This window comes from Ephemeroptericola cinctiostellae, assembly GCF_003339525.1.
Classification (GTDB): domain Bacteria; phylum Pseudomonadota; class Gammaproteobacteria; order Burkholderiales; family Burkholderiaceae; genus Hydromonas; species Hydromonas cinctiostellae.
Map to the genome: position 1 here is coordinate 198,778 of NZ_CP031124.1, position 13,868 is coordinate 212,645.

A 13,868-nucleotide genomic window follows, 5' to 3' on the forward strand; every position below is an offset into this window, starting at 1 on the left:
CCATCCATGCACCCACCGCTTCGTTTACTCACCTTGCTGCTGATCACGGGTGCGTTGTTCGCTTGCAGCACAAGCAATCGTTCAGCCTATCGATACGCCGCCCCAGTCACCCTCAACGGCCACTGCGAGCAACGAGAAGTCGATGGCTACAGCGACAACATCAGACTGATTGTAGACAGCAATGCAATCAAAGCATTGGATTGGACGGCAAAACCAGACAATCGATCATGTCGCTTTGAACTCAAAAATTTCACCCAAGTGCCCAACCGCCAAGTGGCTGATTTGCAATCAAACACCGACAGGAATTGCCACATCTATGTGTGGCGAGACAACAATCACATCACGGTCGCCACAAACACCTGCGAAAACCTGTGTGCCGCCAATGATAAAATGTTACCTGTGTTGCTTAACCCCCTCACGGGTGGCTGCATGGGCAAAAGCAACTGAACCGTTCAACGCCATGCGTTTATAGGACACATATGATTTTAAAGCCTTTTCGCCTTGCTGTTTTGGGGCTCAGCACGCTGACATTATTGGCCTGCAACACCCACAACTCAGCAACAACCACATTGCCTGAGGCAGTGGTACAACAATTGCCTCAAAAAAACACAGGGCCTGTGAGCGTAAAAGGCAGTTGCCAACAACGCGAAGTCGATGGTTATGGCGACAAAATCAAACTTGAAGTGGAAAAGAACGATGTTAAAGCACTGGATTGGACCGCTCAACCACATGGCAGCGCCTGTCGTTTCGAGCTGAAAAATTTCACGCAAACATCCAACCAACCGATTGCCGATTTGCAATCGAAAAAAGATAAAAAGTGCCATGTGTACATTTGGCAAGACGATGACCACGTTACCGTCGCCGTGTACGCTTGCAAGAAATTGTGCCGCTCCAACGACAAAATTCTACCTGTTTTACTTGATCCAAAAACGGGCAACTGCCAACCAAAAAAGAGTGGATGAGTGCACCAATTTGAATCTTATTTGAGTCACATCAAACACATCAACAACACACATCATTGTATTTATAACTGTATTTTTATTGCATCAAGAGGTTTTTAAATGAGCTGGGAAGTCATCATCGGGTTAGAAACCCATGCACAATTGTCCACCGCGTCGAAAATATTTTCAGGCGCTTCAACCACTTACGGCGCAGAACCCAACACCCAATCCTGCGCGGTAGATTTGGCTTTGCCAGGTGTTCTGCCTGTGCTCAACAAAGCCGCCGTTGAAAAAGCGATTGCCTTTGGCTTGGCGATCGATGCAGAAGTTGCGCCCATGTCTGTCTTTGCCCGTAAAAACTACTTTTACCCCGATTTACCAAAGGGCTATCAAATCAGTCAATTTGAACTGCCCGTGGTCATCGGCGGCACATTAAGCTTCAATGTCGGCGAGAAAGACAAAGCCTACAAAAAAACCGTGCAACTGACTCGCGCCCACCTCGAAGAAGACGCGGGCAAATCGACCCACGAATTATTTGACAAAGAAAGCGGCATCGACCTGAACCGCGCAGGCACACCTTTGCTCGAAATCGTCACCGAGCCTTGCATTTACAGCGCGAAAGAAGCCGTGGCTTACGCCAAAGCGCTGCACAGCTTGGTGGTCTGGTTGGGCATGTGCGATGGCAACATGCAAGAAGGCTCATTCCGCTGTGACGCCAACGTCTCAGTTCGCCCAGTGGGTCAAAAAGAACTCGGCACACGCCGCGAAATCAAAAACCTGAACAGCTTTAAATTCCTCGAAGATGCGATCAACTACGAAATCAATGAGCAAATTCGCATCATTGAAGACGGTGGCCGCATCCAGCAAGCCACGGTACTCTTTGACCCCAACAGCGGCGTCACCCGCGTCATGCGCACCAAAGAAGACGCGCACGACTACCGTTATTTCCCTGATCCAGACCTTGCACCACTGGTCATTTCCGACGCATGGCGTGAACGCGTGCGCGCCACCATGCCGGAGCTGCCCGCCGCATTGCAAGCTCGCTTCGTGAGTGAATACGCCCTGTCCGAATACGACGCTGAACAAGTCTCGGCCTCAAAAGCCCACGCCGAATATTTTGAAACCGCCGTCAAAGCCATGACCAAGCCCGATGCCAAAATGGTCGCCAACTGGATGATGAGCGATTTGGCCGCCACGTTGAACAAAGAAGAAATCGAACTGAGCAACAGCCCGGTTTCTGCGCTGCGTTTGGCACAATTGATCGCAAAAATTCAAGACAGCACCTTATCCAATAAACTGGCCAAAGAAGTCTTCGCTGCGGTGTGGGTCGGCGAACAGCAAGCACAGGGCGATGCGCAAATCGATGCCATCATTGAGGCACGCGGCTTGAAACAAGTGTCGGACGTCGGCGCAATTGAAGCCATCATTCAAGAGATCATGGACAAAAACACCCAGATCGTCGAAGAGTACCGCGCGGGCAAAGAAAAAGGCTTCGGCTTCCTGGTGGGCCAAGTCATGAAAGCCTCCAAAGGCAAAGCCAATCCAGCCCAAGTGAATGAGTTATTGTTGGCCAAACTGAAATCTTAATGGGATGTCTCACATTGACATTTCAGTTAAATACTTAAATGACGAAGTAAAAACCAAGGCCTTGGCCTTGGTTTTTTGACAACGGAGTGGCTGCGCTCCGCCCACGCCCTTCTTGATGGCACAATGCAATGTGAGCCTGCACTTCCCCTTCAATGCCTATGCCGCCGCTGAAACTCGGACAACATCACACCACATCCGACACACCGTATTGAAAAAAGCAGACCATGTTTTTCCATCGCTCTTTGGTTTGCCTCACACAAACAAAAACAGCCAAAAACTTAAACCCCTTTAAAGCAGGGTTTACTTTTGGGAATCCCGATATAATTCGAGCTTCTCCAGCATCGCAGCCCAACACCATGTCCAAACCCAACGCCCTTTTCATCCTTGGCCCCACCGCTTCTGGTAAAACAGCCGCCGCATTGGCTTTGGCGCACGATTTACCCATTGAAATCATCAGCATTGATTCGGCATTGGTCTTTAAAGGAATGGACATCGGCACCGCCAAACCATCGGCCGAAGAACTGGCGGTGGCACCGCACCATTTGATTGACATCATCGAGCCGACCGCAGCGTACTCTGCCGCGCAATTCGCCGAAGACGCCACACGCTTGATTGCGGAGATTGATGCCCGAGGCCGCATTCCGGTTCTGGTAGGCGGTACGATGTTGTATGTCAAATCACTGCTTGAACCTTTGTCCAAACTGCCTCAAGGCGATGTTGAGTTCAGGGCGCACATCGATCAGCGCGCGTCACAGATCGGCTGGCCTGCATTGCACGAAGAGCTGGCTCGCATCGATGCCATCACCGCAGCACGGTTGTACCCAAACGATGCGCAACGCATTTCACGGGCATTGGAAATTTTTCACCTCTCGGGGCGCCCTATGTCGCAATTGATTGCAGAGCAAAACGATGCACCGCCTGAGCTGCCCTTTACCCCCCATTTGACCGCCCTCATTCCCGAACCACGCGCCATGTTGCATGAGCGCATCAATGCCCGTTTCATCAAGATGTTGGCAGACGGTTTTTTAGATGAAATGCACGCATTGCGCGCGCGCGGCGACTTGGATGCCAGCATGACGGCGATGCGATGTGTGGGTTACCGCCAAGCATGGGCGCATTTGGACGGTCTGTGCAGCTATGCTGAGCTTGTGGAAAAAGGCCAAGCGGCGACACGACAGTTGGCCAAACGGCAATTGACTTGGTTGCGCTCATCTCCCAATGTGCATGCTTTCGGCGACAGTGCGTCGTTGATTGAATTTTTAAAACATGCAGTGAAACCAACAAATTGAAACACACCGCACTGCATTTTTACTGAGGTGAAAGGCCCTCGATGGGTTCAGCATCGGCCCAAACCGCCCCCGTCTTGCATTTTTTTGCCAGCACTTCAAGCACTTTAAAATGCTCGGCCTCATCGTCGTCATTGACCACAATCAAAGGCAATTCCAGTTGGCGGACATCGATTTTTTTGCTGTTGCGCCCGTTGCTCGACGAACCGCTGGCAAATGCCATGCTCAAAGTCTCTTGCCCACGGGTCATCGCCAAATACACTTCAGCCAAAATTTCCGCATCCAACAAAGCGCCATGCAAGACACGGTGAGAATTGGACACGCCCAATCGGTCGCACAGGGCATCCAAGTTATTGCGCTTACCAGGGAACATTTGCTTGGCCATCGCCAACGTGTCCTCCACCGTGCAGCAGGTGTCGATTTTGTCCATACCCAACAATGCCAGCTCGGCATTGATGAATTTGGTATCAAATGATGCATTGTGAATCAGCACCGTTGCCCCACGCACAAACTCAATCAAATCTGCGGCAATCGTTTTAAACAAGGGTTTATCACTCAAAAACTCAGTGGTCAAGCCGTGTACATTCAACGCCCCTTCGTCTGAGTCACGCTGTGGATTGACGTAGTGGTGAAAGTGCCGCCCAGTCAATTGGCGATTGATCATTTCGACACAACCGACTTCAACCAATTTATGACCTTGGTTTGGATCGAGACCTGTGGTTTCGGTATCAAGTATGACGTGGCGCATGGCGTTTCTTTCAAAATAAGGCCACACGCAAGTGCGGCCAATGCAAATAAAAAATGTTTGGTGCGATTGATTCTGTGACAACCAGTCGCTTTAGCTTTAGGATTGGGCTCTCATCTTCTCCACCCCGCGGTTTGCCAACTCATCCGCACGCTCATTGTCCACATGCCCCGCATGACCTTTGACCCAATGCCAACTGAGCTCATGCGCACCGAGCATGCTGTCCAGCTCTCGCCAAAGGTCATCGTTTTTAACGGGCTTTTTGTCGGCGGTTTTCCAACCACGCGCCTTCCAATTGACCAACCATTCCGTGACGCCTTTTTGCACGTACACCGAGTCGGTGTAAACCTCAATTTGGCAACGGGTCTTCACGGACTTCAACCCTTCGATGACGGCGAGCAGCTCCATGCGGTTATTGGTGGTGTGCCCTTCCCCACCAAACAATTCTTTTTCGTGAACCGTACCCTGTGCCGTGTGGCGCAACAATGTGCCCCACCCCCCCACACCAGGGTTGCCTTTACAAGCCCCATCGGTGTACATTTCAATTCGTTTGAGTGCGTGAGTTTTAGTGTTCATTCGTGTTCATTCGTGTTCATTCTTGTACGGTCTGTTGGGTTTCTGGCTTGGGGTAAAAAATGGCTTGCTGTATCGCCATCGCATTTAAACGCACATTCAAACGATTGCGCAATGCAGGCTGCACCACCCAACGCGCATTGGCTTTTTTCTCATTGATTAAACCCACCAAGGTCGGCGAGTATACACGTTTAACCGCCATCATGGCATAAACCGCTCCCGCCATGCCCCACCAGCGGTCTCCAGCATCTTCGAGCCAGCGGCTGCGTGCAAGGCGATTTTCAGTGCTGACACACGGTGCGTAGCAACCAAATTTACCCTGCATGACATCGCAGTTGAGCAACTGCAACCAGTCCTTTAAACGACGCACATGCAAAGCTTGATGTCGATACGCCCACCAAGTCTTGCCACGCCAACGGCACCACATTGCCTCTGCTCCCCATAAACTGAAAGGGTTAAAACCCAGAATGATCATCCGCCCCTCTGGGCGCAAGACACGATAAGCCTCGCGCAACACAGCATGCGGATCAGGATGGTCGTCCAAGGTATGAGGTAAAACCAACACATCCATGCTGTCTGAAGCAAAGGGCAACACGGTGAAATCACCCACTTCAACGGGCTTAATCGCCGCCCCATTGTGATTTTCAAAACGAGATTCACCCACCTCCACCGCCCAACGCTCGGCACAACGGTTGTGCGTCAAGGCCTGAATGCGTGCCGTGTGCCCCAGTTGAGCCGCATAAAAACCAAAGGCATCGGCCACCCAAGCATTGAGCAATTCGGTTTCCCATGCCGTCACATACCCCCCTGCGGCACCTTCCCAGTTCATTTGTGACTTCATTCCTGCCCTCTGTTGTCATGCATCGCAAAAGAAAAAAGTGTTTTCACGATGCTTAGTTAGAATTATTGCACGGCATGCCAGACGCACTCGGCATAAGCACTCGCAACAACCCAATACGCCCTGCCGACCAAACCCAAATACGAACCCCGTATGAACAGTGCAAACAGTGTAAACCCATCTCAACTCACCGTGATGGGTCTATCATGCAGGGTAATGGCTGAACCGCAGCCACATCATGCCCCGTCATTTATTGATGCATGGTTTTGCGGCTTTTTACACTCATTTTTACACCCAATGAGTCAGATGGTTTTCATTTAAGCCCTTTTGAGCCATGAGTACATACGCACTACATATTTTACCCAGAAAAATAGTCCAAACTTTAAAACAGTGTCCAGTTAAAGAGCCAAGCCATGCCTTACACCTTAAACATTTTGCCTTGCAGAACAGACAATTACATTTGGCTGTTCCACAACACGCGCCATGCGTGGGTGATTGACCCGTCATTGGCTGCGCCTGTGCTGGATTATATCTCGCAACAGGGTTTGATACTCGCAGACATCTTGATCACACACCATCACCACGACCATGTGGGTGGGATTGCCGATTTATTGCCCCATTTGACAGGCCGAGTGATTGGCAGTTCGCAAAGAATTCCTTCTCTGACTGAAAATCTCACTGCACCGACTGAGCTGACTTTGAGCTTTTCAGACGTGCGCGTACAGATGTTGGCGACACATGGGCACACTTATGATCATGTCAGTTATTTTGTACCCAATGCATTCGAGCATCCCATCTTATTTTGTGGCGACACCATTTTTTCTGCGGGCTGTGGCCGGATTTTTGATGGTGACAACGCGCAGTATGTCGAGACCTACACACGTTTAATGCAATTGCCCGAAGACACCTTGATTGCTTGCGCGCACGAGTACACCGAAGCGAATTTGGAGTACGCATTGGCGATAGATTCCTCGCACGCAGACACGCGGACATACAATAATGAGGTAAAATATGCGCGAGCGCGTGGAGAGCCGAGTTTACCCAGCACCCTTGCACGCGAGAAACTAATCAACCCATACATGCGCTGCCTCACCATGGAAGCGGCATGGGTTGATGCTTTAACCGAATTTGCCTTGCGTCGCGGCGAAGTGGATGTGTGCATCCGCTCGCCGCTTGACGCTTTTACGCTGTGCCGCAAACTGAAAAATCAGTTTTGAATCGGCCTCAGCCCAGCCCGCTGCATCCCCACATGCAGACACAGGATTTTAATATGTTCAAAAAGATGTTAAGTGTTTTCAACTTCGCACCGCGTGACCTGCGCACCCTAAGTGTATGCGCAACCGCTTTGCTGATGGCCGCGTGTGCCAGCAACAACGACTACAGCAGCGACAATCACAGCCCCAGCAACATGCGCAAAGATTCGTCATACAACAGCTCGCGCAGCCACTCAAAAGATGTGTGGCAACGGGTGCGCGACAATTTCGGCATGCCCGATTTGATCAACGACGAAGTGTCCAGAAAAGAAGAGTACTACGCCACCCGTGCCGATTATGTTGGCCGCATGGCATCGCGCTCAGGTGATTTTTTGCCGTTGATCATGAACGAAGTTGAAAAACGCCGCATGCCGAGTGAGATCGCTCTGCTGCCATTTGTCGAGTCGGCATTTGTGACCACCGCCAGCTCGCCCGTCAAAGCATCGGGTTTGTGGCAATTCATGCCAGCAACTGGGCGTGACTTTTCATTGGAGCAAAACCGTTTTGCCGATCAACGCAATGACGTGGTGGCCTCCACCGACGCCGCTTTGACTTTTTTACAACGCTTGCACGATCAATTTGGTGACTGGCACCTTGCACTCGCGGCCTACAACTGGGGGCCTGGCAATGTCACCAAAGCCGTCAGTCGTGCCCAAGCCGCAGGCTTGGCGGGCACTTACGAAGACATTCGCATGCCAGCGGAAACCAAACAATATGTGCCCAAATTACAAGCGATTAAAAACATCGTTTCCAACCCAGAACGCTTTGGCATCAGCTTGCCTGATGTGGCAACGGACTCGCGCCATGAAGTGGTTTCCATCACTCGCGACATCGATTTGACCAAAGCCGCAGAACTCTCGGGCTTGGATTTGGAAAGTTTTAAACGCATCAACCCCGCATTCAAAAAACCCGTCATCGCTGCGGCCTTGGGCAGTCGCATTTTGGTTCCAGCCAACCGCGCAGAAGCCGTGCGCAACGCGCTCAGCGACCGCTCCAGCACATTGGCCACACTGACCACTTACTCAACCTATAACACCGAAGCCTTGGTTGACATCGCTGCGCAATTCAACACCACCGAAGACAACTTGCGTTACCTGAACAGCATCCCGTCATACCACTCTTACGTCAAAGCGGGCTCAAGCCTGCTTGTGCCACGCACATCAAACAAAACCAACCAAGACATCCCTTACCAAGCCCTCAGCGCAGGCCTGACCACAACCACAGGTGGCATCGGCTTCGGGACAGATTACACCGTTGAGCAGCCCATTTTGGCTTTAAACTCGGATGACACCACCCGCCAAGAACGCAGCGGCATTGCCAGCGCAGCCGCCTTATTTGCCAGCACATCACCTGTCAACACAGGGCCTGGCTTATCGTTCTCAAACAGCAGCGACGATTTGGCGCAGCTGATTAAAAACAACCCCAACAGTTTACGCGATCCCGTCGCGGCATCGGGTGCACTGATTGTCAATGCGACCCCACGCAAAGTGGTCGCGCCTGCCAACCTTGCTCAAGCCATCGATTCAAACAACACCCCATCAACAGATTCAAATTTATTCAACGCATTGGCCGCCAGCGCAAACGCACCTGAGGCGCGTCCAACAACGCCCGCAGCCCCTTTAATCTTTGAACCACAACCAACGGCCATCGCCGCCCAAGTCAACACCCCAGACATCGTCAGCACACCCAAAGCCGTAAATGTACCGCTGAGCAGCCTCAATGCGTCCGCCCCAACCACCGCGCCCATTGCCATTGCCCCCATTCTGGTGAACACACCCCCTGCGATCACAGCCGCAGCCCCCCCTGTCAATGACAGCCTCACCCCGTTCAGTCCCGATGCATTTAAAGCCATTGAGAACGAAAATACCCTTGCAGAAAACAACATTGAGCCAGAAAAGCCAGCGGTTAAGGTTGCAGCTGCACCCGTCATTCGAAAAGTCAACATCGCCGACATCAAACCCATGGCCAAACCATTGGTCGCTGCACACACCAATCAAACAATGGGCAAAATAGTTAAAGTCAACTACACGCCACCCGCAGCCCCCAAAGTTATCGACATCCCCGTAAAACCAGCAACCAAACCGACACCCGTAACCAAACAAATTGCCCCTACGACCAAAGCAAACCCTGCATCAAAAGAAAAAGGCAACGCAACGGTCAGCAAGGCAGCGGTTAAAGTGACTGCTAAAGCCCCCCAAACAACCGCAAAAGAAACCATCAAGGCCAGCCCAGTCAACACCCCTCCAAGCAAAGGCAAGGGTAAAATCACAACCCTGGTTGTGGCCAACAAACCCGTTGAAAAACCAAGCAAACAAGCAAGCAACACCGCTCAAAAAGCAAGTGTAAAAAACGACAGAACGCCACCCGCCCCTAAACCACAAGCAAACAACCTGAAATCCGCAATCATCGAAAAGAAAGTGGTGGACAAATCAAAAACTGCGACTAAAACCATCGCAACTGTCGTGGATAAAAAAGCAAAAACCATCAAGAAAAACTAAACGACCTCAACAAGCCCCCCCACAGGTGGTGCCAAACAGAAGGCAACAAAAAATGGAACAACACCAAAACCGAACGACCATCCACTAAAAAAAACGGCTGAAACATCGTGCCTCACGTACAATAACACCCACAGCGCAAAGGATTTGCTGCCTCAAGCCAACCCTTTGTACTATCAATCGCAGAGTAAACCCTATTTTTTTGATGTTTGAGTTTAAAGATTCGGAGCGAAAACCCGCACCAAAACGATGAAGCCCCAAAAGCACGGCAAACAAAAGCATCGAACGACTTACGAGTTTCACCCTAAACAACACGCACCATTCGGAGACCTCACATGGCATTTTTAGCAGGCAAACGCATCCTCATCACGGGTTTATTATCAAACCGCTCAATTGCTTACGGCATCGCGCAAGCCTGCCACCGCGAAGGCGCAGAGCTCGCCTTCACCTATGTCGGTGAACGTTTCAAAGACCGCATCACCCAATTCGCCAAAGAATTCAATTCCGAACTCGTATTCGATTGCGACGTCGGCAGCGACGAACAAATCAATGCGGTATTCGCTGATTTGAGCCAATCATGGGACAAACTCGACGGACTCGTGCACGCGATTGGCTTTGCCCCACGCGAAGCGATTGCAGGCGACTTCTTAGATGGCCTCTCACGCGAAGGCTTCAAAATCGCCCACGACATTTCAGCCTACAGCTTCCCAGCATTGGCCAAAGCCTCATTGCCCATGCTGTCCGACCGCGCCGCAATGATCACATTGACCTACCTCGGCTCAGACAAAGTTGTGCCCAACTACAACACCATGGGTTTGGCCAAGGCCTCGCTTGAAGCCTCTGTACGCTACCTCGCCGACAGCCTCGGCCCTCGTGGCGTGCGCGTCAATGGCGTGTCGGCAGGTCCAATCAAAACATTGGCCGCATCGGGCATCAAAGGCTTTGGTAAAATTTTGAACTTCGTGGAGCAAAATGCCCCGCTGCGCCGCAACGTCACCATCGAAGACGTGGGCAACGCCTCCGCATTCCTGTTGTCTGATTTGGCAGGCGGCATCACGGGTGAAATCACTTATGTGGATTGCGGCTTCCGTCAAGTCATCGGCGGCATGGGATTTAATGAAGCTGAGTGATCTGCTTTGATCGGCTGTAGCCTCAAAAAAAGCGCAATGATTTTCATCATTGCGCTTTTTTATGTCTGACTTAAGGGGCTTGCGTTGAAAAATCGCCAGAGGGCGATTCTTTCATTAGCAGTACATGTACAGCTCTTGTTGCGACACCAAGAAATACAATAAAAACAAATAGGGCTACAGCTCTAACTGCGGTTGATTTCATTTTTAATACGCCTCACATCACCCTTCATTTTCCTCCAGCTACATCGTTTTTAAACAGTGCTCGGCTGAGAAAGCACAACCGTTACCCCAGCATGTCCAGCTCTTCCTGCAAACCCAACCATTCTTCCTCAATCGGCGCCATCTGCTCAGTCAGCTCTGCACTGCGTGCAATCGCAGCGGCTAAATCATCCTGCTTATCGCCCACATACGCCTCATCTGAAGCCAGCCAACCTTGCAGTTGATCAAGCTCACTTTGCATGGCCGCCAATTGCTTTTCCAACTTACTGATCGACTGTTTAAGCTTTTTCTGCTCAAATTCAATCGTCGCTTTGCTTTTGCCTGCGTGTTTATCTGCGACAACGGGTGCGACTTCCACGTGTTTTTTTGCTGTTTCAGTCTTGGGCGCGTGATTGGCTTGCTTGTGCAATTGCCAACTTTTTGCGCACCAGTTGCGATAATCATCCAAATCACCGTCAAACTCACTCACCGTGCGGTCGGCCACCAGCCAAAATTGATCAACGCAATTCGCCAACAAACTGCGGTCATGCGACACCACAATCAATGCGCCGTCAAACTGCTGCAACGCCATCACCAACGCGTGGCGCATGTCCAAATCCAAGTGATTGGTCGGCTCATCGAGCAACAATAAATGTGGCTTTTGCCAAATCAGCAACGCCAATGCCAAGCGTGCTTTTTCACCACCTGAGAAATTGATGATGGACTCGTTCACACGATCGCCCGCGAAATTAAAACCACCGAGGTAATTGCGTAGCTTTTGATAATTTTCATTTGGCGCAAGGCGAATCATATGCCACAGCGGTGATTCATTTTCACGCAAGGTATCCAAATGCTGCTGCGAAAAATAACCGATGCGCAAATTCGGCGCATTAACGATTTCGCCACGCAAAGGAATCAATTCGCCCGCCAAGGCTTTAATCAACGTTGATTTACCCGCACCATTCATGCCCAATAAACCGATGCGGTCTTGGCTCTGAATCGTGAACGCAATGTTTTCCAACAAGGCCGTATCGCCGTAACCCAAATCCAACTTGTCCGCCTGAATCTGTGGATTCGGCAAATCGGCCAATGGTGCAAATTCAAAACTAAACGGCGAATCCAAATGTGCGGGCGCAACCAACTCCAAACGATCCAAGGCCTTGATGCGGCTCTGCGCCTGACGTGCTTTGGTCGCTTGCGCACGGAAACGGTCGATGTATTTGTGCAAATGCGCCACATGCCGTTGTTGCTGTTCATACAACGCATTTTGTTGCATCAAACGCTCCGCGCGCGTGCGTTCATACGTTGAATAATTGCCCTTGTACGCCGTCAGCGTCTGCTGCGCTGCCTCAATGATGTGTGAGCACAACGCGTCCAAGAAATCACGGTCATGCGAAATGATGATTTTTGTCGCAGGATGCGTTTTTAAATAATTCTCCAACCACAGCACCGTGTCCAAATCCAAATGATTGGTCGGCTCATCGAGCAATAACAAATCCGAGCGACACATCAAAGCGCGCGCCAAATTCAAACGCATCCGCCAACCGCCTGAAAACGAGGTCACTGCATTGCCCTGCACATTCTGTGCAAAACCCAAGCCATTGAGCAATTGCGCTGCACGCGACGGCGCGGTGTACGCATCGATCACCGCCATGTCCGAATACACGGTGCCCATCAATTCGCCATCATCATCGGCGATGGCCTGCTCCAACTGCGCATTCAGTGCCGCCAAAGCCTCATCGCCCGCCAACACGTAATCCAGCGCCGACTCTTCCGTATCAGGCATTTCCTGTGCCACATGCGCAATCGTCCAATTGTTCGGTATGTACACATCCCCTTCATCCGCCAACAATTCGCCGCGCAACAGTGCAAACAGGCTCGATTTCCCCGTCCCATTGCGCCCCACCAAGCCCACGGACTGCCCCGTATCGATGCGCGCATTGGCTTTTTGAAGTAACACATTATTGCCACGTTGGAGGCGAAGGTTGGTGAGGGTGATCATGTTTAGAATGCAGTAAAAAATAAAGCCCGGCAAAAGCGGGGCTTTGGGTCAAATTGAAACAGAATTATAGCAAGAACAGCGCCAAATAACTAAGGGAAAGCGGATTAACGTTTGAGGTAAGCGGCGCCGTCAGGCGTCCGCTTGACCGAAGGGTTAGGCAGCGCCGTGGCCACGCTCATGATGACTTTGACAGTGGAAGCACTTTGGTCTTGCCGTCTGTGCTGTCTCGGAGCGTGCAGAAGAACCCTTGACCAGAAATTGATATGAAGTGTCTTTCGATGAATAGCTCTATCGCTGCGAGGTCTGCCCACAGCGACTGACCGTGACTCGCGTAGAAGCTCGATCGGTCTTTTGCTACGTAGGGATTCAACTCGTGCAGCCAGCGATGCATCCGCTGGTACATCGCAATGAACTCTGAGGTTGATATCCGTCTCGCTGGTATGCCTTGAACGGTGATGCTGACGTTGTGCTCAGTCTGCTCTTCAGCGGTTGCCTTTCGTATGACGCTCGGGCTTGGAAATGCTCGGAGCCCCTTCTTCTGAAGACTATTGAGGATGGTCTCGGCATTCCATTGGCCCTTGGCATCTCTTGGGATGGATTTCAGCCCCTTCTCCGTTGCAACCAAGCATCCGAATGCAATACCTTCCACGATCTTTCTGCCGTGAAAGGCCGCGCTCTCCGCGCGACTGAAGTCGCCACCCATCGCCTTCGCGAGGTTGGCTACTACGTCGAATCGATCTCGAACTGACGACATTAAATCGAGGTAGAGCTGCTCAGGAGGACTTTGCATGTCTGCGCTGCCTAACGTAGGTTATGCGTC

At 51.2% G+C, this 13,868-nt stretch carries 12 protein-coding genes; 7 read left to right on the forward strand and 5 right to left on the reverse strand.

The features are described from left to right. Positions 1-6: 6 nt before the first annotated feature. The 4 genes from DTO96_RS01005 (at position 7) to miaA (ending at position 3,817) form a co-directional block, all read left to right on the forward strand. The gene (locus tag DTO96_RS01005) at positions 7-447 is read left to right on the forward strand and encodes a hypothetical protein (protein WP_114561789.1); all 441 of its coding nucleotides are present in this window, start codon (positions 7-9) and stop codon (positions 445-447) included. Between the two features lie 32 nt (positions 448-479). Beyond that, the gene (locus DTO96_RS01010) at positions 480-962 is read left to right on the forward strand and encodes a hypothetical protein (protein ID WP_114561790.1); all 483 of its coding nucleotides are present in this window, start codon (positions 480-482) and stop codon (positions 960-962) included. 99 nt (positions 963-1,061) lie between these two features. Further along, a complete protein-coding gene (gatB, locus tag DTO96_RS01015) occupies positions 1,062-2,528 on the forward strand; it encodes an Asp-tRNA(Asn)/Glu-tRNA(Gln) amidotransferase subunit GatB (RefSeq protein ID WP_114561791.1) in 1,467 nt (488 codons plus the stop codon). Positions 2,529-2,884: 356 nt separating this feature from the next. Then, positions 2,885-3,817 carry a tRNA (adenosine(37)-N6)-dimethylallyltransferase MiaA gene (miaA, locus tag DTO96_RS01020; protein WP_114563863.1) on the forward strand — a complete coding sequence of 311 codons (933 nt, stop codon included), beginning with the start codon at positions 2,885-2,887 and terminating at the stop codon, positions 3,815-3,817. A 19-nt stretch (positions 3,818-3,836) separates the two neighbouring features. Here the strand turns inward: miaA and dnaQ are convergent, their stop codons facing one another. The 3 genes from dnaQ to DTO96_RS01035 form a co-directional block, all read right to left on the reverse strand. Continuing rightward, positions 3,837-4,562 (reverse strand): DNA polymerase III subunit epsilon, encoded by a 726-nt coding sequence (gene dnaQ / locus DTO96_RS01025; protein WP_114561792.1) that lies wholly within the window; start codon positions 4,560-4,562, stop codon positions 3,837-3,839. Between the two features lie 96 nt (positions 4,563-4,658). Continuing rightward, positions 4,659-5,135 (reverse strand): ribonuclease HI, encoded by a 477-nt coding sequence (gene rnhA, locus DTO96_RS01030; RefSeq protein ID WP_114561793.1) that lies wholly within the window; start codon positions 5,133-5,135, stop codon positions 4,659-4,661. Positions 5,136-5,151: 16 nt separating this feature from the next. Beyond that, a complete protein-coding gene (locus tag DTO96_RS01035) occupies positions 5,152-5,961 on the reverse strand; it encodes a class I SAM-dependent methyltransferase (protein WP_192879004.1) in 810 nt (269 codons plus the stop codon). 422 nt (positions 5,962-6,383) lie between these two features. Between DTO96_RS01035 and gloB the strand changes: the two genes are divergently transcribed. From gloB to fabI, 3 genes are all read left to right on the forward strand, one after another. Then, positions 6,384-7,187 (forward strand): hydroxyacylglutathione hydrolase, encoded by an 804-nt coding sequence (gene gloB, locus DTO96_RS01040; RefSeq protein ID WP_114561795.1) that lies wholly within the window; start codon positions 6,384-6,386, stop codon positions 7,185-7,187. Between the two features lie 53 nt (positions 7,188-7,240). Beyond that, the gene (locus DTO96_RS01045) at positions 7,241-9,721 is read left to right on the forward strand and encodes a transglycosylase SLT domain-containing protein (protein ID WP_157964291.1); all 2,481 of its coding nucleotides are present in this window, start codon (positions 7,241-7,243) and stop codon (positions 9,719-9,721) included. Positions 9,722-10,053: 332 nt separating this feature from the next. After that, positions 10,054-10,848 carry an enoyl-ACP reductase FabI gene (gene fabI, locus DTO96_RS01050; protein ID WP_114561797.1) on the forward strand — a complete coding sequence of 265 codons (795 nt, stop codon included), beginning with the start codon at positions 10,054-10,056 and terminating at the stop codon, positions 10,846-10,848. Positions 10,849-11,131: 283 nt separating this feature from the next. Here fabI and DTO96_RS01055 read toward each other — a convergent pair whose 3' ends face one another. Then, positions 11,132-13,048: an ATP-binding cassette domain-containing protein gene (locus DTO96_RS01055; protein ID WP_114561798.1), complete on the reverse strand. Its 1,917-nt coding sequence runs from the start codon at positions 13,046-13,048 to the stop codon at positions 11,132-11,134. Positions 13,049-13,223: 175 nt separating this feature from the next. Continuing rightward, positions 13,224-13,838 carry a hypothetical protein gene (locus tag DTO96_RS01060; protein ID WP_114561799.1) on the reverse strand — a complete coding sequence of 205 codons (615 nt, stop codon included), beginning with the start codon at positions 13,836-13,838 and terminating at the stop codon, positions 13,224-13,226. Positions 13,839-13,868 lie beyond the last annotated feature (30 nt).

What these genes read in the sequence shown, in the direction of transcription:
- DTO96_RS01005 (WP_114561789.1), top strand. Translation starts at nt 7, where the DNA reads ATGCACCCACCGCTTCGTTTACTCACCTTGCTGCTGATCACGGGTGCG.
- DTO96_RS01010 (WP_114561790.1), top strand. Translation starts at nt 480, where the DNA reads ATGATTTTAAAGCCTTTTCGCCTTGCTGTTTTGGGGCTCAGCACGCTG.
- gatB (WP_114561791.1), top strand. Translation starts at nt 1,062, where the DNA reads ATGAGCTGGGAAGTCATCATCGGGTTAGAAACCCATGCACAATTGTCC.
- miaA (WP_114563863.1), top strand. Translation starts at nt 2,885, where the DNA reads ATGTCCAAACCCAACGCCCTTTTCATCCTTGGCCCCACCGCTTCTGGT.
- dnaQ (WP_114561792.1), bottom strand. Translation starts at nt 4,562, where the DNA reads ATGCGCCACGTCATACTTGATACCGAAACCACAGGTCTCGATCCAAAC.
- rnhA (WP_114561793.1), bottom strand. Translation starts at nt 5,135, where the DNA reads ATGAACACTAAAACTCACGCACTCAAACGAATTGAAATGTACACCGAT.
- DTO96_RS01035 (WP_192879004.1), bottom strand. Translation starts at nt 5,961, where the DNA reads ATGAACTGGGAAGGTGCCGCAGGGGGGTATGTGACGGCATGGGAAACC.
- gloB (WP_114561795.1), top strand. Translation starts at nt 6,384, where the DNA reads ATGCCTTACACCTTAAACATTTTGCCTTGCAGAACAGACAATTACATT.
- DTO96_RS01045 (WP_157964291.1), top strand. Translation starts at nt 7,241, where the DNA reads ATGTTCAAAAAGATGTTAAGTGTTTTCAACTTCGCACCGCGTGACCTG.
- fabI (WP_114561797.1), top strand. Translation starts at nt 10,054, where the DNA reads ATGGCATTTTTAGCAGGCAAACGCATCCTCATCACGGGTTTATTATCA.
- DTO96_RS01055 (WP_114561798.1), bottom strand. Translation starts at nt 13,048, where the DNA reads ATGATCACCCTCACCAACCTTCGCCTCCAACGTGGCAATAATGTGTTA.
- DTO96_RS01060 (WP_114561799.1), bottom strand. Translation starts at nt 13,838, where the DNA reads ATGCAAAGTCCTCCTGAGCAGCTCTACCTCGATTTAATGTCGTCAGTT.